This is a genomic window from Streptomyces sp. AV19, assembly GCF_015999245.1.
GTDB lineage: Bacteria > Actinomycetota > Actinomycetes > Streptomycetales > Streptomycetaceae > Streptomyces.
Genome location: NZ_JAEAMR010000022.1, coordinates 285815 through 306544 on the forward strand (window position 1 = coordinate 285815; position 20730 = coordinate 306544).

The 20730-nt window shown below is 74.0% G+C and carries 21 protein-coding genes; 7 read left to right on the top strand and 14 right to left on the bottom strand.

Features of this window, described 5'->3' with window-relative positions; all coding sequences use genetic code 11:
* The 7 genes from I5Q34_RS29435 to I5Q34_RS29465 all read right to left on the bottom strand — a co-directional run.
* Nucleotides 1-1061: alpha/beta fold hydrolase (locus tag I5Q34_RS29435; RefSeq protein WP_199895492.1), on the bottom strand; the 1061-nt coding region annotated here is incomplete at its 3' end.
* Nucleotides 1062-1111: 50 nt separating this feature from the next.
* On the bottom strand, nt 1112-1669 hold the full coding sequence (locus tag I5Q34_RS29440) for a hypothetical protein (RefSeq protein WP_199895493.1): 558 nt from the start codon (nt 1667-1669) through the stop codon (nt 1112-1114).
* Nucleotides 1670-1674: 5 nt separating this feature from the next.
* Complete coding sequence (locus I5Q34_RS29445) at nt 1675-2796, bottom strand: ROK family glucokinase (RefSeq protein ID WP_199895494.1); 1122 nt, start codon at nt 2794-2796, stop codon at nt 1675-1677.
* Nucleotides 2797-3005: 209 nt separating this feature from the next.
* Nucleotides 3006-3839: an ATP-binding cassette domain-containing protein gene (locus I5Q34_RS29450; protein WP_199895495.1), complete on the bottom strand. Its 834-nt coding sequence runs from the start codon at nt 3837-3839 to the stop codon at nt 3006-3008.
* Nucleotides 3836-4879, bottom strand: coding sequence for an ABC transporter permease (locus I5Q34_RS29455; RefSeq protein ID WP_199895496.1), 1044 nt, complete (start codon nt 4877-4879; stop codon nt 3836-3838). Before I5Q34_RS29455 ends, I5Q34_RS29450 begins: the two co-directional genes overlap by 4 nt.
* Complete coding sequence (locus tag I5Q34_RS29460) at nt 4876-5886, bottom strand: sugar ABC transporter substrate-binding protein (RefSeq protein ID WP_199895497.1); 1011 nt, start codon at nt 5884-5886, stop codon at nt 4876-4878. The genes I5Q34_RS29455 and I5Q34_RS29460 overlap by 4 nt, the downstream gene beginning before the upstream one ends.
* Before the next feature lie 370 nt (nt 5887-6256).
* Nucleotides 6257-6976: a GntR family transcriptional regulator gene (locus I5Q34_RS29465; RefSeq protein WP_199896038.1), complete on the bottom strand. Its 720-nt coding sequence runs from the start codon at nt 6974-6976 to the stop codon at nt 6257-6259.
* A gap of 202 nt (nt 6977-7178) precedes the next feature.
* Here I5Q34_RS29465 and I5Q34_RS29470 point away from each other — a divergent pair, with 202 nt between their 5' ends.
* Nucleotides 7179-7805, top strand: coding sequence for a LysE family translocator (locus I5Q34_RS29470; protein WP_199895498.1), 627 nt, complete (start codon nt 7179-7181; stop codon nt 7803-7805).
* 26 nt (nt 7806-7831) lie between these two features.
* Here I5Q34_RS29470 and I5Q34_RS29475 read toward each other — a convergent pair whose 3' ends face one another.
* Nucleotides 7832-8482 (bottom strand): bifunctional 4-hydroxy-2-oxoglutarate aldolase/2-dehydro-3-deoxy-phosphogluconate aldolase, encoded by a 651-nt coding sequence (locus tag I5Q34_RS29475; RefSeq protein WP_199895499.1) that lies wholly within the window; start codon nt 8480-8482, stop codon nt 7832-7834.
* Nucleotides 8483-8740: 258 nt separating this feature from the next.
* The gene (locus I5Q34_RS29480) at nt 8741-9157 is read right to left on the bottom strand and encodes a ribonuclease domain-containing protein (protein WP_199895500.1); all 417 of its coding nucleotides are present in this window, start codon (nt 9155-9157) and stop codon (nt 8741-8743) included.
* 149 nt (nt 9158-9306) lie between these two features.
* On the opposite strand from I5Q34_RS29480, the gene I5Q34_RS29485 reads away from it, so the two are divergent.
* The 3 genes from I5Q34_RS29485 to I5Q34_RS29495 are packed head-to-tail and all read left to right on the top strand — an operon-like array spanning nt 9307 to nt 10794.
* Nucleotides 9307-9942, top strand: a complete 636-nt coding sequence (locus I5Q34_RS29485) for a helix-turn-helix domain-containing protein (protein WP_199895501.1) — start codon at nt 9307-9309, stop codon at nt 9940-9942.
* The gene (locus I5Q34_RS29490; RefSeq protein WP_199895502.1) at nt 9939-10127 is read left to right on the top strand and encodes a DUF6126 family protein; all 189 of its coding nucleotides are present in this window, start codon (nt 9939-9941) and stop codon (nt 10125-10127) included. The genes I5Q34_RS29485 and I5Q34_RS29490 overlap by 4 nt, the downstream gene beginning before the upstream one ends.
* A 22-nt stretch (nt 10128-10149) precedes the next feature.
* Nucleotides 10150-10794 carry a transcriptional regulator gene (locus I5Q34_RS29495; RefSeq protein ID WP_199895503.1) on the top strand — a complete coding sequence of 215 codons (645 nt, stop codon included), beginning with the start codon at nt 10150-10152 and terminating at the stop codon, nt 10792-10794.
* Between the two features lie 339 nt (nt 10795-11133).
* On the opposite strand, the gene alc is transcribed toward I5Q34_RS29495, so the two are convergent.
* Nucleotides 11134-12279, bottom strand: a complete 1146-nt coding sequence (gene alc / locus I5Q34_RS29500; RefSeq protein ID WP_199895504.1) for an allantoicase — start codon at nt 12277-12279, stop codon at nt 11134-11136.
* Entirely contained in the window at nt 12276-13610 is a 1335-nt protein-coding gene (gene allB, locus I5Q34_RS29505; protein WP_199895505.1) for an allantoinase AllB, read from the bottom strand. The genes alc and allB overlap by 4 nt, the downstream gene beginning before the upstream one ends.
* Before the next feature lie 237 nt (nt 13611-13847).
* Between allB and I5Q34_RS29510 the strand changes: the two genes are divergently transcribed.
* Entirely contained in the window at nt 13848-14633 is a 786-nt protein-coding gene (locus tag I5Q34_RS29510; protein ID WP_199895506.1) for an IclR family transcriptional regulator, read from the top strand.
* A gap of 24 nt (nt 14634-14657) precedes the next feature.
* On the opposite strand, the gene I5Q34_RS29515 is transcribed toward I5Q34_RS29510, so the two are convergent.
* Nucleotides 14658-15053 carry a DUF5955 family protein gene (locus tag I5Q34_RS29515; RefSeq protein WP_374193072.1) on the bottom strand — a complete coding sequence of 132 codons (396 nt, stop codon included), beginning with the start codon at nt 15051-15053 and terminating at the stop codon, nt 14658-14660.
* Nucleotides 15054-15211: 158 nt separating this feature from the next.
* On the opposite strand from I5Q34_RS29515, the gene I5Q34_RS29520 reads away from it, so the two are divergent.
* Both I5Q34_RS29520 and aceB read left to right on the top strand, forming a co-directional pair.
* A complete protein-coding gene (locus I5Q34_RS29520) occupies nt 15212-15901 on the top strand; it encodes an NTP transferase domain-containing protein (protein ID WP_199895507.1) in 690 nt (229 codons plus the stop codon).
* An 83-nt stretch (nt 15902-15984) separates the two neighbouring features.
* Nucleotides 15985-17601 (top strand): malate synthase A, encoded by a 1617-nt coding sequence (gene aceB, locus I5Q34_RS29525; protein ID WP_199895508.1) that lies wholly within the window; start codon nt 15985-15987, stop codon nt 17599-17601.
* Nucleotides 17602-17722: 121 nt separating this feature from the next.
* On the opposite strand, the gene I5Q34_RS29530 is transcribed toward aceB, so the two are convergent.
* Nucleotides 17723-19228 (bottom strand): YfcC family protein, encoded by a 1506-nt coding sequence (locus I5Q34_RS29530; protein WP_199895509.1) that lies wholly within the window; start codon nt 19226-19228, stop codon nt 17723-17725.
* A 51-nt stretch (nt 19229-19279) separates the two neighbouring features.
* Nucleotides 19280-20671, bottom strand: a complete 1392-nt coding sequence (locus I5Q34_RS29535) for a nucleobase:cation symporter-2 family protein (protein ID WP_199895510.1) — start codon at nt 20669-20671, stop codon at nt 19280-19282.
* Between the last annotated feature and the right edge of the window lie 59 nt (nt 20672-20730).

Consider the following 20730-nt stretch of genomic DNA (forward strand, 5'->3'; position numbering starts at 1 on the left):
ACATGGCCCGCACCCGCCCCGGGCGCGTCCGCCGCCGGACCGGCGCCGAACGCGCCGCCGACGTACGGCACCCCCGCCGGCGGCGTGTCCCCGGGCCCCCGGCCCGGGAAGCCCGCGAAAGCACCCCCCGGCCCCTGCGGGCCGCCCGGCGGCGGTCCGAAGACGCCCTGCGGTGCGGGGACTGCACCGGCCGGGACCGTGCCCTCCGCGGGCGTTCCGCCCTGCGGCCAGGGCGACGCCGTCTGCGGCAGCGGACCCGGCGCGGGGGCGCGGTGGGCGGACGGCTGCCGCCACGCCGTCGTGAAGTGCCGGACCAGCAGGTCCGTCACCGCGGCCGGCTGCTCGACGGGGGCCAGGTGCCGGGTGCCCGGCACCACCGCGAGGCGCGCGTCGTGGATGCCGGCGACCAGCACCCGCGCGTCGGCCGGCGGTGTGACCTCGTCCTCGGCGCCGACGAGCACCAGCGTGGGCACGTCCACGCGGCCGAGCCCGGGCCGGGCGTCGAAGACCGCGAGCGCCTCGCAGGCGGCGGAGTAGCAGGGGACGTCGGTGGTGCGGACCATCTGAACGGCCCAGTCGACGATCGCGGGCTGGGCCGCCGCGAAGCCGGGGGTGAACCAGTGCTCGGGCGCGGTGCGCGCGGCCGGGCCGAGGCCGTGGGAACGGGCCTCGGAGGCCCGTACGCCCCAGCTCTCGGCCGTGCCGAAGCGGGCGGACGCGCCGACGAGGGCGAGGGCCGCGAGCCGCTGCGGGTGGCGCAGCGCGAGGTCGGCGCCGAGGGCGCCGCCGAGGCAGCTGCCGGCGTAGCCGAAGTCGTCGACGCCGAGGGCGTCGAGGGTGGCGAGGAGCCGGTCGGTGAGGTCACCGACGGTGACGGCCGACCGGGCGGGCGCGCCGCCGTGCCCGGGCAGATCGAAGCGCAGGACGCGCCAGGTGCGGATGAGCTCCGGTATCTGCCGGTCCCACATATGCCAGGTGGTGCCCAGAGCGGGGCCGAGGACGAGGACGGGAGCGTCCTCGGGGCCGTCCGTCCGGTACTGAAGGGTCTGCTGCTCGCTCACCCGTGCCAACTTATCCGACGAAGTCGAACGGATGTCGGCTCAGGGCGCGCTCATGGAGTGGTCGTGGACACGACGAAGACGCGCGGACGGTTCGGGTCGTCCAGGTTGACGACGACCTCCAGGCTGGGCTTGGGCTTGTCCTCCTCGCGGACCGCGCCCGTCCAGTGGTGCCCCTCGCCGAACTTCCAGCCGACCCGGGCGGCCTCGTCGTCGTCGATGGTGATGTCGCCGTCCTCGAAGTCGGACGTGCCAAGGCCGTGCTCGTCCAGCCAGGGTCCGAGCCGTTCCTTCGTGGTCGTGAACTGGAGGTACAGCGAGCTGGACTTCCAGGAGTTGGTCTCGAAGTGGGCCACGTCCTCGGCGTCCGGCGCGACGGTCACCTCGTAGATGCGCCGCTGGAGGCGGGAGGGCCAGCCCTCCTCCAGCCCGGTGGCAGCGGCCTGCTCCTGCTTGGTGCCGCTGCCGCCGCGGCTCTGCATGGCGGAGATGTAGAGGTAGCCCGCGGGGATCGCGATCAGCAGGAAGACGATCACCGGCTTGAGCCAGCGGTGCCGCCGCGGTGGCGGGGCACCGCCCTCCGGAAGCGTCTCGCGCTCGGTGTGGTCCACGGTGATCACCCGCGGCCGGCCCGCGCGTACCGCTCGTAGCGCTCGACGCGCCGCCGGTTGGCGCGGCGGAAGCGCCGGGCGACCAGGCGGGCCAGGTCGGCGGCGCCGACCATGCCCGCCTCGGGGCCGAGCTGCGCCTTGACGATGCGGGCCTCGGGCCGGTAGCCGCGGCCGGTCAGGTGGCGGCGGAAGGCGTCCCGGGCGGGGCCGATCAGCAGGTCGTCGGCGGCGCTGACGCCACCGCCGATGACGAAACAGGACGGGTCGAGGGCGGCGGCGAGGTTGGCGATGCCGACGCCCAGCCACTGGCCGATGTCCTGGAGCAGCTCGACGCACATCGCGTCGCCGCCGCGGGCCAGCTCGGTGATGAGGGGGCCGGTGATCTCATGGACGTTGCCGCCGACGCGGTCGATGATCCCGTACGCCACCGGGGACTCGGCGGCGGCCAGCTCGCGGGCCTCGCGCACCAGCGCGTTGCCGGAGCTGTACTGCTCCCAGCAGCCGCGGTTGCCGCACGGGCAGCGGTGCCCGCCGGGGACGACCTGCATATGGCCGAACTCGCCGGCGACCCCGTACTTGCCCCGCTTGACCTGGCCGTCCTCCAGGATGGCGCCGCCGATGCCGGTGCCCAGGGTGATCATCACCAGGTGGTCCTCGCCCCGGCCGGCGCCGAAGCGCCACTCGGCCCAGGCGGCGGTGTTGGCGTCGTTGTCGACCATGACGGGGACGGCGAGACGGCCGGCGAGACGGTCGCGCAGCGGCTCGTTGCGCCAGGACAGGTGGGGGGCGAACAGGACGCGGTTGCGGTCGGCGTCGACCCAGCCGGCCGCGCCGATGCCCACCGCGTGCACGTCGTGCCGGTCGGAGAGGTCCAGGACCAGCTCGACGATGGTGTCCTCGACGACCTTGGGGCTCTTGGACTTGTCGGGGGTCTCGGTACGGACCTTCTCCAGGATCGCGCCGTCGGCGTCGACGACCCCGGCCATCACCTTGGTGCCGCCGATGTCGATGCCGACGGTGGGCACGCGCGGCGCCGTGAGGTGGGAGCGGCGCTCCCGGGTGCCCGCGGTGCGCAGGACGGTCGCCCTGGCCGTGCCCCGGTACACCCGCTCGCGGTAGATGCTCATCGCGACACCTCCGCCACGGGGCGGGCTCCGGCGGATGATCGGGGGCGTGCTCGCACGAGGTCGTCGTCCCTGCGGTGGTCTCGGGAGGCCGGGGCCTCGCGGATGCGGTCGGTGCGGGCGCGGCCCGCGTCGCCGATTGTGCCTCACCGGTGGCACCGGTCGCACAACGGGCCGCGGGGCCCGCCACCGGACGGACCCCGCGTCGGGAATCAGGCGTTCCGGTCGTCCTCGGGCGCCTCGACCGGCTTGCCGCCGATGAGGTCGGGCACCGGGGCCCGCTCCAGCTCGTGGCTGAGCTGCTCCAGCTCGCTGCCGCCCGCCATCTGGCGGGTGAGCTCGTCGAGCGCGATGTCCGACTTCGCGTGGCTGCCGGCCATCGCGCCCCGCTTGAGCAGGACGAAGCGGTCGCCGACCAGGTACGCGTGGTGCGGGTTGTGGGTGATCAGGACCACGCCCAGGCCCGCGTCGCGGGCGGCGGCCACGTACTTGAGGACGACGCCCGACTGCTTGACGCCGAGGGCGGCCGTCGGCTCGTCCAGCACCAGCACCTTGGCGCCGAAGTGCACGGCGCGGGCGATGGCCACGCACTGGCGCTGGCCGCCGGAGAGGGTGCCGATGGGCTGGTCGACGTCGTGCAGGTCGATGCCCATGCGGTGCAGCTCGGAGCGGGTCGTCTCGCGCATCAGCTGCACGTCGAGGCGCTTGAAGGGGCCCGTCCCCTTCGTCGGCTCCGAGCCGAGGAAGAAGTTGCGCCACACCGGCATCAGCGGCACCACGGCGAGGTCCTGGTAGACCGTGGCGATGCCGCGGTCCAGCGCCTCGCGGGGCGAGCCGAGGCGGACCTCCTCGTCCTCGATCTCGAAGGTGCCCGCGTCGTGCCGGTGCAGCCCCGCGATGATCTTGATCAGGGTGGACTTGCCGGCTCCGTTGTCGCCCAGCACACAGGTGATCTCGCCCGCGTGGACCTCCAGGGAGACCTCTTCGAGGGCACGGATGTTGCCGTAGAACTTGCTGACGTCGGCCAGCTTCACCAAGGCGCTCATTTACTGGCCTCCGCGCGCTTCCGGACCCAGGCGTTCAGCAGGGTCGCCAGCAGCAGCATCGCGCCGAGGAAGAACTTGAACCAGTCCGGGTTCCACTGCGCGTAGACGATGCCCTTGCTCGTCATGCCGAAGATGAAGGCGCCGACCGCGGACCCGATGGCCGAGCCGTAGCCGCCGGTCATCAGGCAGCCGCCGATCACCGCGGCGATGATGTAGAGCAGCTCGTTGCCGACGCCCTCGCCGGACTGCACCACGTCGTAGGACATCAGCAGGTGCTGGCCGGAGATCCAGGCGCAGAAGGCGACCGCCATGTAGAGCCCGGTCTTGGTGCGCCGGACGGGGACGCCGACCGCGCGGGCCGCCTCCGGGCCGCCGCCGACGGCGAAGATCCAGTTGCCGGCGCGGGTGCGCAGCAGCACCCAGGTGGCCAGCGCGACGAGGCCGAGCCACCACAGGACGGTGACCTGGAGGTCGACGCCGCCGATGGTGAAGTGCGAGGCGAACACCGCGCGGGCGGAGTCGAAGCCCTCCATGTCCCCGATGGTCTTGGTGGAGACGGTGCCGCTGATGAGCTTGGTGAAGCCGAGGTTGAGGCCGGTCAGCATCAGGAACGTGCCGAGCGTGATGATGAAGCTCGGCAGCTTGGTGCGGGTGAGCACGAAGCCGTTGAAGAAGCCGATCGCCAGGGTGACGAGCAGCGAGACGCCCACGCCGGCCCAGACGTTGGCGGTCATCTGGTAGCTGAACATCGAGGAGACCAGCGCGGAGCTGGTCACCATGACGCCGGCGGACAGGTCGAACTCGCCGCCGATCATCAGCAGCGCCACCGGGACGGCCATGATGCCGATCGTCGAGGACGCGTACAGCACGGTGGAGAGGCTGGAGGCGCGCAGGAAGCTTTCGGCGGCGAAGGTGAAGAAGAGGAAGACGGCGGCGGCGCCGACGACCGCGCCCAGCTCGGGGCGGCCGAGGACGCGGCGCAGGTACGAACGGGCCGGCGCCGGGGCTACGTCGGCCGCGGCGGTCGCGGGGGCGCTCATCGCGTACCCCGCTTCGCGTACTCGGCCAGTTCCTTGGCGTCGTCCTTGGTGATGATCTGCGGGCCGGTGAGGACCGGGCGGCCGCCGCCGAGGACGTCGGCGTTGTACTTGTACAGCCACAGCAGGTCCACGGCCTCGTAGCCCTGGAGGTAGGGCTGCTGGTCGACCGCGAAGCCGAGGGAGCCGTCCTGGAGGGCGGTGGCGACCTTCTCGTTGAGGTCGAAGGTGTCGATCTCGGCCTTGCTGCCCGCCTGTTCGGCGGCCTTGACGGCGGTCGGCGCGAAGGGGGCGCCGAGGGTGACGACGGCGTCGATGTCCCTGTCCGACTGGAGCTTGGCCTCCAGGGAGGACTGGACGCCCGGCATGTTGGTGCCCTCGACATAGAGGTTCTGCAGGTCGCCCTTGAAGGTCTTCTTCACACCGGCGCAGCGCTGCTCGTGGCCGACGTTGCCCTGCTCGTGCAGGACGCAGACGGCCTTCTTCTTCCCGCGGCTGTTGAGCTCGTCGCCGACGGCCTCGCCGGCGATGGTCTCGTCCTGGCCGATGTGGGTGAGGGCGCCGAACTTCTTGGACTCCTCGGAGCCGGAGTTGACGGTGATGACCGGGATGCCGGCCTTCTTCGCCTTCTCCACGACGTCCTTCATGGCGTCCGGCTTGGCGAGGGTGACGATCAGGCCGTCGACCTTCTGGTCGATCATGGCCTGGACGTTCTGCGCCTGCTTGTTGCCCTCCACGTCGTGGGCGTAGAGGAACTTGATGTTGTCCTTCACCGCCGCCTGCTTGGCGCCGTTCTGCACGATGTCCCAGAAGGTGTCGCCATCGCCCGAATGGGTGACCATCGCGAAGGTCCACCGCGGGGTGTCGACCGCGGCGCGCCCCTGGGCGGCCTTGGCGGCCCGCTCCTCCGCACGCTTGCCGCCCGTGCTGCTGCACCCCGCCAGCGCGGTGGCCAGCGCCACCGCAAGCACGGCGCTCACCGCACGTACGCCTGTCCGAACCCTTGCCACGAGGACTTGCCCTTCCACTGTCTGTCACGGTGCGGCCGGGGGGGGGGGGCCCCCGCGCCCCCCCCCCCCAACCCGGCCCCCCCGGCAAAGCAGGAGGCCGCCGGGGCGACCCCCCCAGACGACCCCCACACACCCTGCGCAGCTTTTTGGGGTGGCCAGCGCCACCGAAAGCACGGCGCTCACCGCACGTACGCCTGTCCCAACCCTTGCCACGAGGACTTGCCCTTCCACTGTCTGTCAGGGGGCGGCGGGGCCCCGCTCCCGGGGGACCGACGCCCCAGTATCCGTCACGATCCGTCACGGCTGTCGGCCGGGTCACCGAGCCCCAGTGACGCACGCCACACCGTGTCGCTACTTTGTCAGCACATCCTTACGAGCGGGCGAGCAGCTGGAAGTCGAACGAATAGCGCGACGCCCGGTACAGATGAGAGCCGAACTCCACCGCCCGGCCCGTGTCGTCGAAGGTCGTCCGCTCCATCGTCAGCAGCGGCGCGCCCGTCGGCTCGCCGAGCAGACCGGCCTCCTCGGGCGTGGCGGCGCGGGCCCCGATGGTCTGCCGGGCGCTGTGCAGGGTGATGCCGGCGCTCCGCATGAGCCGGTAGAGACCGGTCTCCGCCAGGATGTCGCCGTCGAGGTCGAGGAGCCCGGCCGGGAGGTGGTTGCGCAGGTGCGCCACGGGCTCGCCGTGCGCCAGGCGCAGCCGCTCGATGTGGACGACCTCGGCGCCCTCGGGGACCCCGAGGGCCGCGGCGACCTGGGCGGTCGCCGGCTCGACGGTGTGGGACAGCAGCCGGGTCGCGGGCCGCTGGCCGGCGGTCTCCAGATCGTCGTAGAGGCTGCTCAGCTCCAGTGGGCGCCTGACCTGGCTGTGCACCACCTGGGTGCCGACCCCGCGGCGGCGCACCAGCAGCCCCTTGTCGACGAGCGACTGGATGGCCTGGCGGACGGTGGGCCGGGACAGGCCCAGCCGGGCGGCCAGCTCGATCTCGTTGCCGAGCAGGCTGCCGGGCGCGAGCCCGCCCTGTTCGATGGCCGCCTCGAGCTGCTGCGCCAGTTGGTAGTAGAGGGGAACGGGGCTGCTGCGGTCCACGGTGAACTGGAGGGGTCGGTGCTTCGCCACCCAGGGAGGGTAGCCCCGGGGCCAGATGACGGGAAGTCCTGAGGTCCGGATGTACGGACAAGGCCGGATTCGGCGGGTGCGCAGGGCATTCCGGAGGCGCCCGGTCCGGGACTGCGGCAGGATCGGGCCCGGCGCGGGAAGGCGCCGGAACGGGCCGGGAGGGACGGGCACGGTGAGGATCACGGCTCTCGGAGTGGCACTGGGCTTCAGCGCGGGGATCACCCCCGGCCCCCTGCTCGCCCTCGTCCTGTCCGGCACGCTGCGCGGCGGGCTGGCGACCGGGCTGCGGGTGGCCGCGGTGCCGCTGCTCACCGACCTGCCGGTGGTCCTGCTGTCCGTGACGGCGCTCTCCGCGCTGCCGGACCGGGCCGTGGCCGCCGGCGGCGCGGCGGGCGGGCTCTTCCTGCTGTGGCTGGCCGTCTCCACCCTGCGGGAGGCCCGGACCGCCGAGATGCCGGACGCGGGCACGGCCGAGGCACGTGCCCAGGAGCGGCGGACGCTCCGGCAGGCGGCGCTGGTCAACCTGCTGAGCCCGCACCCGTGGCTGTTCTGGCTGACGACCGGCGCGCCGCTGCTGGTGGACGCCTGGCGGGACGGGCCGGGTGGTGCGGGCGGCTTCGTCCTCGGCTTCTACGCCCTGCTGGTGGGCAGCAAGGCGCTCTTCGCGGTGGTCGTGGCCCGCACCCGGCACCGGATGACGGCCCGGGCCTACCGGGTGCTGCTCGCCGGGGCGGGGGCGCTGCTGCTGGCGGCCTCCGGGATGCTGCTGACCGAGTTCGGCCGGGAGCTGGCGGCGTAGCCGACGCCCCGTCCTGTCCCCGCCCCTCACCCTTCCCCCTCCTCCTCGTCCTCCCCGAACTCCTCGGCGAGCCGGGCGAGCAGATCCTCGGCCCGCTTGGCCACCGCGTCCCGGTCGCCCTCCGCCAGGGCGGGCCCCGGGGAGCAGGCGACGGCCCCCGCGGCGATCCACTCGGGGACGGCCTCGACGTCCAGGTCGCCGCAGGGCACCAGGGCCGCCTGGGGCAGCTCGGCCCGGATGTCCCGCAGGACGGCGGGGCGGTGGCCGGCGGCGGGGAAGAACTTCAGCGCGTCGGCGCCCAGCTCCAGCGCGCGGACGATCTCGGCCGGGGTGGCGACGCCGGGCAGGACGGGGATGCCGTAGCGGTGGCCGGTGCGCACGACCTCGGCGTCGAGCACCGGCGAGGCCAGGAAGCGGGCGCCCGCCTCGACGGCCAGCCGGGCCGAGGCCGCGTCGAGCACCGCGCCCGCGCCGATGACCGCCTCGTCGCCGGCCTCCCGGACGAGGGTGGCGACGGCCTCCAGCCCGAAGGGCGTGGCGAGCGATATCTCCAGGCTGGTGAAGCCGGCGGAGAGCAGCGTCCCCGCGGTCTCGGCCGCCCGGTCGTAGCTGTCGCTCCGCACCGTGGCGATGACGCGCTGGGCCAGCGCGGCCCGGGTGATCTCCCAGCGGTACACGGCAGTTCGCCGCCTCTCTCGTACGCAGCGGATCGGCTTGCGGGACGAGAAAACGGTAACGGCAGGCACTGACATCCGGCTCCGGCTCACGGGCGCCCTTCGCGCGAAGGCGCGCGCGGGGGGCGTGAGGGCTTCGGCCCTGTGGCGTACGTACGGTGACGCTCCGTCAACTGCGCCCGCCGCCGGACGGACGTGCGGCGGCGGGCGCGGCGGCCGGCGGAACCGGCGGGATCAGCGGGATCAGCGGGATCGGCAGGTTCAGCAGGAGAAGTCGACGCGGGAGAACGAGCGGTAGTGGTCGGCGGTGTAGTAGTCCTCCTGAGCCTTCTTGCCGGTGACGATCCGGCGCGCGCCCCGGTCCGGCGAACCCGGGGTGATCACCGTGTACTCGTGGTAGTAACCGGTGCTCTGCTTGGGCAGCACGCCCTCCCGGTTGCCGAAGACCGTCCCGTCCTTGGGGTACGGGTAGGGCCCGCCCTCGTCGATCAGGTCGAGGGTGTCGTGGGCCTGCGACGGCAGCGCCGAGTAGCAGACGTGGCCGACGGCCTTCAGGGCGGTCCCGGAGAGGGGGGCGGACGGGGCGGGGGCGGCGAGGGCGGTGCCGCCGCCGAGGAGGAGCGACGAGGCCAGGGCGGCGAGGACGCCGGCCTTCGCGATGCGGTGGGGGATGCTCATGCGCCCAGGATGGCCCGCGCGGATCCTGTCATGTCAATGCCAAATAGACGTTGTTTCCGCATCGTTCACCGGAATCTGGCCTTCCGGAGGCTTTTGCCTCGCAGGCAAGAGACTTTGCCTCCGAGGTACGGCGGGGCTATACCGGAGGCATGAGCCCGGAGCCCGGACCCACCGATCCCCCGGACGGCGAGCTGCCCGCCGTCGCCCCGCAGTTGCGCGCCCTGCGGATGCGCAGCGGGCTGACCCTGGAGGCGGCCGCGGCCCGCGCCGGACTGTCGCCCGCGCACCTGTCGCGGCTGGAGACCGGGCGCCGCACCCCGTCGCTGCCGATGCTGCTCGCCCTCGCACGGACGTATGAGACGACGGTATCCGACCTGCTCGGCGAGGTGCCGCAGACGGCCGACCCGATCGTGCGCGCCGACCGCATGGAGGCCCAGCGGGCCGGCGGCTGGACGTACTGGCGGGCCGGCGGGTCCGGGCGCGCCATGCAGGCCCTGCGCCTGCACGTGCCGCACGGCCCGGGCGGTCAGGGGGACCTGGTGCGGGTGCATCCCGGGGAGGAGTGGCTGTACGTCACCGGGGGCCGGCTCCGGCTGGTCCTCGGCGGGACGGCGCACGTGCTGGCGCCCGGCGACGCGGCCCACTTCGACTCGCTCACCCCGCACCGCATCTCCGCCGCCTCGCCGGGCGGGGCGGACCTGCTGTTCATGCACACGCTGATGCAGAGCGGCGCCGCCGGGCTGTGCCTCGGGGACGCCGGACCGAACCGGAGGGGACACGCATGAGTGACACCGTCGAACCGACCGCCCCGCGTCAGGCGGACGCCGCGGAGGTCGCGGAGGTCGCGGAGGTCGCGGACATCGAGGACCGCACCCCGCGGGGCATCGCCTTCCGCGCCTTCGTCTACCTGGTCGCCGTCCACGTCATCTCCGCCTTCTTCTTCCTCCTCTTCTATCTGGGCGACCGCTGAGCGTCGTCGCTACGCTGGCGGGATGGCACGTACGGCCCAGGACGTCCTCGCGGACGCGGCCCGGGCGGCTTCCGGGGCGGACGACAACCGCGTCGTCCCCCTGATCGCCGCCGGTGCCGCTCCGCGCTCGGTGCTCGCCGCGTTCGCGCTCGAGCAGCATCACGTCATCGCCGCCGACCGGGTCAGTTACCGGCATCTGGCCGGGCGTTCGGCCGGGGCGGTGGCCGCCTTCTTCACGGCGCTCGCGGACGGCGAGGACACCGCGCTGTCCCTGCTCGGCCCGCTGGCCGCGGCGTGCGGCCTGGACGAGGCGGCACTCCGCGCCCACGAACCGTCGCTCCCCTGCCAGGCGTACCCCGCCTGCACGGCGTGGCTGGCGCTGCAGGCGGAGCCGGTGGACGTGGCCGTGGCGCTGAGCGTCAACTTCGCCGCGTGGGGCGGGTATTGCGGGGTGATGGGGCGGGCGTTGCGCTCGCGGTACGGCTTCGCCGACGAAGCGTGCGGCTTCTTCGACTTCTTCGCCCGGGAGGGCGGGGATGCGCTGCTGCGGGCGGCGGTGGAGGAGGGGTTGGGGAGTGGGGGGTTGTCGGAGCGGTTGGCGTGGCGGTACGGGCGGTTGTTGCAGGGGTACGAGGGGATGTTCTGGGAGGGGGTGGGTGGGGGGTAGGGGGTTGTGCCCCGGTCCCGCCCTTTCACCGTTTCTTCCGGGCTCGCCCGGGTCGGCACCGCGCTCCGCGCGGGTTGGCGGGGGCTCCGCCCCCTGCACCCCCGAAGCGCCCTCCGGGCGCTGTCCTCAAACGCCGGACGGGCTGAATGATCAGCCCGTCTGGGGGCACCCCCTCTGGGGGAGTTTGAGGACGAGCGGCGAAGCCGCGAAACGGGGTCCGGGGCGGAGCCCCGAAAGGGGCGCAGGGGGCGGAGCCCCCGCACCACCGCGCGGAGCGCGGTGCCGACCCGGGCGGGCCCGGAAGAAACGGTGAAAGGGCGGGACCGGGGCACAAACCCCCTACCCCACCACCCCCCACCTCTCCTCCAACCCCCGCACCGCCCCCTCCGTCAACTCCCCGTACACCCGCAACCGCCCGATCCCCCCGTCCGGATACACCTCCAGCCGCACATGCGTGGCGGCAGCGGCAGTGGCGGCAGCGGACGCGGCTCCCCCTCCCCCCACCACGAATCGATGCACCGCATCCGGCTGCAGGCGCGTCCTCGGGAGGATCTGCCCCCACTCCCCCTTCTCCCCGTCCCGCGCCCAAATCTCCGCCCAGCCGGCCGAGTTGCCCTTGAGGCACCCCGTGTCGAGTTCCAGGGCGCGCAGCACCGCCCGTCCCGCCAGGCGGTAGCGGACCCAGTCATGGCCGTCGTCCCGGCGGCGGCGCGTTTCCCAGCCCTCGTCCATGCGGGCCGGGCGGCCGGGGAGGATCGTGCGGAGGGGGGAGGAGTAGAAGCGGTCGGAGGCGTCCTCGACGAGGCCGCCGTTCTCCAGGGCGGCGACGTCGAGGACGCCCAGCGCCCTGATCCAGGACGGATCCGGCACGGCCTCGCCGTGGACGCGGAGGCGGGCGACGCCCCCGTCGGGGTGCTGGCCGAGCCGCAGGTGGGTGAGGGGCCGTTCGCAGTGGACAGCGAAGACGTTGGCGGCGTGGCCGCCGACGGGGATGGGCGGCACGAGCGTCGTCCAGGCGGCGTCCAGGAGCTCGGCCGGCGACGGCGCACCCGGCACCGACGCGCCCTCGACGCTCACCGCCCGCGGATGGTTGCCGCGGAAGTGCGCGGTGTCGACGACCACGCCCCGGACGACCCCCGGCACCCCGAGCCGTATCAGCGCCCAGTCGCGGTCCCCGTCGGCGGGGTGCGGCGCCCCGGCCGAGGCGCCGCGCCGCCGCCGCGTCTCCCAGCCGTCCATGACCTTGCCCTTGTGGCCGAACAGGCCGGGATCGAAGCGGGCCGGCCCGGGCACGAGCAGGTTCTCCCGCTCGGCGAAGAACTCGTCGTTGGCGGCGACCACCGCCCCGCCCAGCCGCCGGTCGGCGAGGTCGGGCAGGTCCTCGAAGGGGACGGCGGCCGAGCGGTAGTCGGCGTACGGGTCGCCGCCGCGGTAGGGCTCCGCGGCACCGGTGAAGGACGTTACAGCCGTAAAGGACGCGGTCACGTGCGCTCCAGGAGTCGTCCGGCGGGCGCGGCGAGGACGCCGCGGTGATGGATCCTGCGGCCGCGCAGCCAGGTGGACCGTACGACGCCGTACAGGGTCCGCCCCGCGTAGGCGGTGACCGGGTTGCGGTGGTGGAGCGCGGCCGGGTCCACGGTGAAGGTCTCGTCGGGGGCGAGGACGGTGAGATCCGCGTCCCGGCCGGCCTCCACGGCCCCCTTGCGCGCCAGGCCCGCGAGCGCCGCCGGGCCGGTGGCCATCCAGCGGGCCACGTCGTCCAGGGTGTGCCCGCGCCGCCGCGCCTCGGTCCAGACGGCGGGCAGGCCGAGTTGCAGCGAGGAGATGCCGCCCCAGGCGCGCCCGAAGTCGGGGACCTTGAGGTCCGCGGTGCAGGGCGAGTGGTCGGAGACCACGCACTGCAGGACCCCGGCGGCGAGGGCGTCCCACAGCGCGTCCCGGTTGCCCGCCTCCCTGATGGGCGGGCAGCACTTGAACTCCGTTGCCCCGTCCGGGACTTCCTCGGCCGTCAGGGTCAGGAAGTGCGGGCACGTCTCGGCGGTGACCGGCAGGCCCCGCGCCCGGGCGGCGGCGATCGCGCCCAGCGCGCCGGCGGAGGACAGGTGCAGGATGTGGATCCGCGTGCCGTGCCGCTCGGCCGCCGCGACCAGCCGCGCCACCGCCGCGTCCTCCGCCTCGCGCGGCCGGGAGGCGAGGAAGTCCGCGTAGCGCGGGCCCTCGGGGAGCGGGGCGCGGCCGAGCCGGTCCGGGTCCTCGGCGTGGACGATCAGCAGTCCGCCGAACCCGGCGACCTCCCGGGCCACCGCCTCCAGGTCGTCCGCGCCCAGGTGCGGGAACTCCTCGACGCCGGACGGCGAGAGGAACGCCTTGAAGCCGAGGACCCCCGCGTCGTGCAGCGGGCGCAGCTCGGCCCGGTTGCCGGGCAGCGCCCCGCCCCAGAAGCCGACGTCGACGTGGACCGCCGGACGCGCCACGGCCCGCTTGACGTCCAGACCGGTCACCGTCGTGGTGGGCGGGACGCTGTTGAGCGGCATGTCGACGAGGGTGGTGACGCCCCCGGCGGCCGCCGCCCGGGTGGCGGCCGCGAAGCCCTCCCACTCGGTGCGCCCCGGGTCGTTGACGTGGACGTGGGTGTCGACGAGGCCGGGCAGCAGCACGTCGTCGCCCACGTCCTCGGCCGGGACGCCGGGCGGCGCGGGGGCGGAGTGCGGCAGGACGGCGGTGATGCGGCCGTCCGCGACGGCGACGGAGGCAGGGCGCGTCCCTCCGGGCGTCACGACGCGCGTCGAGCGCACCACCAGTTCCGGGCCGGCCATCGGCGCCCCCTCGATCGTCCGGACCCCAACGGGCCCATTTCAACGTTTTGTTGAAGCACGACGCCCCGCAGTCTCGACCGCCCGCGTGCGCCCGTCAACCCCTCGCCGGGCACCACCCACCCCACCCGGCGCTTTCCGGATGCCGGGAGAGCGGTTCCGCGCGTTCGAACCGAGCGTGAGCCACCGGCCACGGCCCGGTAGGCTGCACTACCACTCCACCCCGGAAGGACCCGCACCGTGCCCTCGTCCGCCGAGCCCAGAACCCCCGCAGCCACCGGAGGCGTCCAGTCTCTCGAACGCGCCTTCGACCTGCTCGAGCGGATGGCCGACGCCGGCGGCGAGGTGGGGCTGAGCGAGCTGGCCACGAGCAGCGGGCTGCCGCTGCCCACCATCCACCGGCTGATGCGCACCCTGGTGGCCAGCGGCTACGTCCGCCAGCAGCCCAACCGGCGGTACGCGCTCGGCCCCCGGCTGATCCGGCTCGGCGAGAGCTCCGCGCGGCTGCTGGGCCACTGGGCCCGGCCGTACCTGGCGCGCCTGGTGGAGGAGACCGGCGAGACGGCGAACATGGCGCTGCTCGACGGCGACGAGGTCGTCTACGTCGCGCAGGTGCCCTCGCGGCACTCCGTTCGGATGTTCACCGAGGTGGGCCGGCGCGTGCTGCCGCACACGACCGGCGTCGGCAAGGCGCTGCTCGCGCAGGCGCCGGACGAGGAGGTGCGGGCGATCCTGGCCCGTACCGGCATGCCGGCCGCGACCGAGAAGACGATCACGACGCCGGACGCCTTCGTCGACGCCCTCGTCCGGGTCCGCGACGTCGGCTACGCGGTCGACGACAACGAGCAGGAGATCGGCGTCCGTTGCCTGGCGGTCCCGGTGCCGGACTCCCCCACCGCGGCGGCCATCTCCATCTCGGGTCCGGCGGGGCGGGTCACGGAGGAGGCGACGGAGCGGATCGTGCCGCTGCTCAAGGAGATCGCCACGGAGCTCTCGGCCGCGCTCGCGACCACGGCGTCCGCCTGAACGACGGCCATGGCGTCCGCCTGATCAGCGCCGGCCGGGATCCCCGGCCGGCTCCTCGCGGTCCGGCGCCGGCTCCCGCCCGCCCTCCTTCCCGCCCTTCCCGCCCTTCTCGTCGAAGCGGTCCACGGCCGCGCGGACGTCGCCGAGGGCGGGGGCCAGGGCGCTGACCGAGCCGACGGCGCCCGCGACCAGCAGCAGGGAGCGGCGCAGCCGGGAGAGCTCAGGCTCGCCCGCGCCGGCCATCGCGTCGAGCGCGGCGAGCTCGTCCTCCGCGGCGTCGCGGTCGGGTAACCGGGCGGGGTGTCCGGCCAGGGCACGGCGCAGGCGGGACACCGCCGCGCTCAGTTCGACCACTCTCGGATCCCGCTCGCCGGGACGGCCCGTCAGCTCCTGTTCCACCACTACGGCGCCTTCCGCCACGACATACCCCCTGCCCCACGCGCTCGCCCGGATCAGTTAACGCCACTTTCCGTGCGCCGCGCCACACGGAAAGCGAAATTCAGGCCGCGTCTTCACGGTCGAGTGACGAACGCGCGCACGCCGTACACACGGCCCCCGCTCGTGCGGTGCAATGAGGCATGGCTGTGACGACGGACACGAACGCGGCAGACGCCGAACTCCCGGCGGCGGCCGGGCTGGTGCTCGCGGCCGGCGGCGGCCGGCGCCTCGGCGGCCACCCCAAGGCGCTCCTGGAGCACCGGGGACGCACGCTGGCGGAGCGCGCGCTGGCCGAGCTGGCCGAGGCGGGCTGCGACCCGCTGCACGTGGTGCTGGGCGCGGGCGCGCGGGAGGTCCACGCACGCCTGGATTGTGCGCCGTGCACCCTGGTGGACAACCCGCGTTGGGCGGACGGCATGGGCTCCTCGCTGCGCGCCGGGCTGGCGTCCCTCGCCGGCACCTCCGCCACCGCCGTCGTGGTGCTGCTGGTGGACCAGCCGCGGGTGGGCGCCCCGGCGGTGGCCCGGGTGCTGGCCGCGCACCGGGCGGGCGCGTCGCTGGTGGCGGCGGCGTACGGGGGCGAGCGCGGGCATCCGGTGCTGCTGGCCCGCCGGCACTGGGCGGGGGCGGCCCGGGCGGCCACCGGGGACCGGGGCGCCCGGGCCTATCTGCGGGCGCACGCGGACGAGCTCACGCTGGTGGAGTGCGCGGACGTCGCGGCGCCGGACGACATCGACACCCCCGCCGATCTCGGGCTGCTCGGCCTGCCCGGCCCAACTGGTCCGCCCAGCCCGGCCGGAAACCCCTCCCGCCCCATTGATGTTCCGTGATGAGGAATCTATATTCCGCCACAGCAGCGCGTGTTGGCACCCCGTGCCATGCGCGGACCGCCCGGACGAGGAGTGACCAGCCCATGCCAGCAGCAGCGCCGTCCCCGCTGACCGTCCTCGGTGCCCCCGTCGCACGGCAGGACGAGGTACTGACCGCCCCGGCCCTGGAGTTCGTCGCCGCCCTGCACGAACGGTTCACCCCGCGCCGCGACGCGCTGCTGGCCCGCCGGGCCGAGCGGCGCGCGGAGATCGCGCGGACCGGCACGCTGGACTTCCTCGCGGAGACGGCGCACGTCCGCGAGGACCCCGACTGGCGGGTCGCCCCCGCGCCGGCCGCCCTGGAGGACCGCCGCGTGGAGATCACCGGTCCCACCGACCGGAAGATGACCGTCAACGCGCTCAACTCCGGGGCCCGCGTGTGGCTCGCCGACTTCGAGGACGCCTCCTCCCCCACCTGGGAGAACGTCGTCCTCGGCCAGCTGAACCTGATCGACGCCTTCGCCCGCCGCATCGACTTCACCAGCCCCGAGGGCAAGACGTACGCCCTGCGGCCCGACGCCGAGCTCGCCACCGTCGTCGTCCGCCCGCGCGGCTGGCACCTGGACGAACGTCACCTCACCGTCGGCGGACGGGCCGTGCCCGGCGCCCTGGTCGACTTCGGCCTCTACTTCTTCCACAACGCGCGCCGGCTCGCGGAGTCGGGCAAGGGCCCCTTCTTCTACCTGCCGAAGACCGAGTCGCACCTCGAAGCGCGGCTGTGGAACGACGTGTTCGTCTTCGCCCAGGAGCGGCTGGGCCTGCCGCACGGCACCGTCCGGGCCACCGTCCTGATCGAGACGATCACCGCCGCCTACGAGATGGAGGAGATCCTCCACGAGCTGCGCGACCACGCGTCCGGGCTCAACGCGGGCCGCTGGGACTACCTCTTCTCCCTCATCAAGAACTTCCGGGACGCGGGCGAGCGGTTCGTCCTCCCCGACCGCAACGCGGTCACGATGACCGTGCCCTTCATGCGCGCCTACACCGAACTCCTGGTGCGCACCTGCCACAAGCGCGGTGCCCACGCGATCGGCGGCATGGCCGCGTTCATCCCCTCGCGCCGCGATCCGGCCGTCAACGAGGCCGCGCTGGCCAAGGTCCGGGCCGACAAGGACCGCGAGGCGGCGGACGGCTTCGACGGCTCCTGGGTCGCCCACCCCGACCTCGTCCCCATCGCCCGCGCCTCCTTCGACGCCGTCCTCGGCACCCGCCCGCACCAGAAGGACCGCCTCCGCGAGGACGTCCGCGTGACCGCCGCGCAGCTGATCGCGATCGACGAGGTCGAGGCGCGGCCGACCTACGACGGCCTCCTCAACGCCGTGCGCGTCGGCCTCCGTTACATCGAGGCGTGGCTGCGCGGGCACGGCGCCGTGGCCATCTTCAACCTCATGGAGGACGCGGCGACGGCGGAGATCTCGCGCTCGCAGATCTGGCAGTGGATCAACGCGGGCGTCGTCTTCGAGGGCGGCGAGAAGGCCACGGCCGCCCTCGTCCGCGAGGTCGCGTCCCGCGAACTGGCGGCGCTCCGGGCGGAGCTGGGCGAGGAGGCGTACGCCGGGGGCCGCTGGCGGGAGGCGCACGACCTGCTGCTGAAGGTGGCGCTGGACGAGGAGTACGTGGAGTTCCTGACGTTGCCGGCGTACGGGCGCCTGGAGGACTGACCGCGCCCGCCCCCGGCCCCAGGGGGATCCGCCCCCGCCCCGCCCTCTCCCCGCCGCCCGGCGGGAGAGGGCGTGCGGCTGAGGCCGGCGCTCGGGGCGCGCGACGGCAGCCGGTTCCGGATCACTTCGCAGTGACCGCGCCCAATGCCACGAAGCCGCAGATCAGCACCGCCAGCAGCACCAACAGCGGCCACACGAAGCGCAGATAGCGGTCGTAGCCGACCTTCGCCAGGGACACCCCGCCCACGACCACCGCCGTCGTCGGTACCCACAGGTTCATCCAGCCGCTCGCCGCGGCCCAGGCGGTGACGACCACCGAGCGCGGGGCGTCGGCGAAGTCGGCGAGGGGGGCCAGGATCGGCATGGCGAGGGTCGCGTGGCCGGAGGAGGAGGGGATGAGGAAGGCCAGGGGGAGGTTGACGACGAAGACCATGACGGCGAAGGCGGCCGCCGAGGTGCCGGCGACCGCGCTCTCGACCGTGTGGAGCACGGTGTCCGTGATCCGGGCGTTGTTCATGATGACGGTGACGCCCCGGGCGAGGACGATCGTCAGCGCCGGGGAGACGAAGTCCCCCGCGCCCTGGACGATCAGGGCGCTCAGCCGCTGCTCGCCCAACCGCGCGACCGTTCCGACCAGGATCGAGGCGACGAGGAACAGGGCCGCCAACTGTGGGAAGGACCAGCCGGGTTCCCAGGCGTAAGGGGTCGCGTCCGCCCGGCCCGTGAGGGCCTGCGCCCAGGGGATCACCGAGAAGACCATGAAGAGGAAGACCACGGCGACCAGGACGAGCACGGCCTTCTGGAGGCCGGTGAGCGACGGCGGCTCCTCGGCCGCCGCCGCCAACTCCCGGTCACCGGGCCGGAATCCGACGAGGGAGAGCTCGGGCCGGGCCCGCACCCGGTGCGCGTAGCGCAGGACGTAGCCGATGGTGACGGCGGTCAGCACGAGCCACATGGCGAACCGCAGCGCGATCCCGTCCCCGAGCGAGACGTCCGCCGCGGACGAGGCCACGCCCGTGGCGAAGGGGTTGACGGTGGAGGCCAGCACCCCCACCCCCGCGCCGAGGATGATCGCGCCGGTGGCGACCATCCGGTCGTAGCCGAGGGCCAGCATCAGCGGCACGAGCAGGCCGTAGAAGCCGAGCGTCTCCTCCGCGAACCCCTCGACCGTACCGAGCAGCGAGAAGACGGTCATGACCCCGGCGATGAGCAGCGCCCCGCAGGCGCGCAGCCGGTGGGCGAGGCGTTCGATGCCGCTGTCGAGGGCCCCGGTGGCGAAGACGACGGTGATGAACGCGCCGATGGCCAGGACGAAGAGGAAGACGCCGGCGCTGCCGTAGAGCGTGCCGGCCACGTCGGGGGCGACCTGCCCGGTCGCGGCGTCCCGCACCCCGTACAGCCCGTTGACCGGGGCGAGGAAGAGCTCGCCGAGGCGGTGCACGAAGTCGCCGGGGGCGGCGTCGCGGTGGTAGGTGCCCTGGATCGGGTCGCCGGCCGGGGTCCGCCGGTAGGTGCCGGCGGGGATGACGAAGGCGAGGGCCCAGACGGCGACCGTCACGACGGCCAGGACGGTGAGCGCGCTGGGGAAGACGAACTTCCGTCCTTCTTCCGCGCTCTGTCGCTCCATGACGGGGCCCCTCTCCGCACGACTGTTCGGCAGGAATACCCCGAATTATCGCTAAATCATCCGCTTCTCCTCGGCCGCCACGCGGGGCGGCGGCACCTCCCGGCGCCCCCGGCCGAGGTGGTGGAAGGCCAGGTTGAGCAGGACGGCGGTCAGGCATCCGGCGCTGACGCCCGAGTTCAGGACGGTGCGCAGGGTCTCGGGGACGGCCGGGCCGGCGTAGAAGGTCCGGGAGACCACGGGGATCAGGCCGATGCCCAGCGAGACGGCGGCGATCAGCATGTTGTCGCCGCGGTCGAGACCGGCCTTGACGAGGACCCCGACGCCGCTCGCGGCCACCGTCCCGAACAGCACGAGCCCCGCCCCGCCGAGCACCGGCTGCGGCACCAGCGCGACCAGCGACGCGAAGACCGGGCTCAGCCCGAGGACGGTGAACATCAGCCCGCAGGCCGCGACGGTGAAGCGGCTGCGCACGCCGGTGAGCGCGACCAGGCCGATGTTCTGCGCGAAGGCGCTGTTGGCGAAGCCGTTGAAGAGCGGGCTCAGCGCGCTGCCGAGGGTGTCGGCGCGCAGTCCGGCGGCGATGACCGGCGCGTCCGCCGGCCGGTCCACGATCTCGCCGAGCGCCAGCATGTCGGCGGTGCTCTCGGTCATGCAGACCAGCATGAGGATGCACATGCTGACGACCGCGGCGAGCTGGAGCTGCGGCGTCCCGAAGTGGAAGGGCGCGGGGAAGCCGACGAGGGCCGCGTCCCGGGTGACGTCGGTGTGCACGGCCCCGGCCGGAATCGCCAGCAGGGTGCCGGCCACCAGGCCGAGCAGGATCGCGATCTGCCGCGCGAAGCCGCGCAGCAGCCGCCGGAGCAGCAGCACGATCGCCAGGGTGGCCCCGGCCAGGCCGAGGTCCGTGCCGGAGGCGGGCCGTTCCGGGTGGCCGCCCTGGATCCAGCCGAAGGCGACGGGGAGCAGGCTGAGGCCGATGAGGGTGATGACCGTCCCGCTGACGACGGGCGGGAAGAAGCGCACGAGCCGTCCGAAGCAGGGGGCGAGGAGGAAGCCGAGCGCTCCGGCGACCATGACCGCCCCGTAGACGACGGGCAGCGCGTCGCGCTTGTCGGCCTGCTGGCCGGCGACGGCGAGGACGGGCGCGACGCCCGCGAAGGAGACGCCGTTGACGAACGGCAGCCGGGCGCCGACCTTCCAGAAGCCGATCGTCTGGAGGAGGGTGGCGATGCCCGCGGTGAAGAGGGCGGCGCCGACGAGGAAGGTGACCTGCGCCGGGGGGAGCCCGACGGCGGAGCCGATGACCAGCGGCGGGGCGACGACGCCCGCGTAGCTGGCGGCGACGTGCTGGAGCCCGGTCGCCAGGAGCCGTCCCGGGCGGGGCAGTTCGTCCACCGGGTGGACCGCTCCCGGCGGCTCGGTGGGCCTGGAGGCGATGGCCACGAGGGGGGTTCCTCCTGTCGTGAGGACCGTGTGGGCCGTGCGGACGGCGGGTGCGGGGC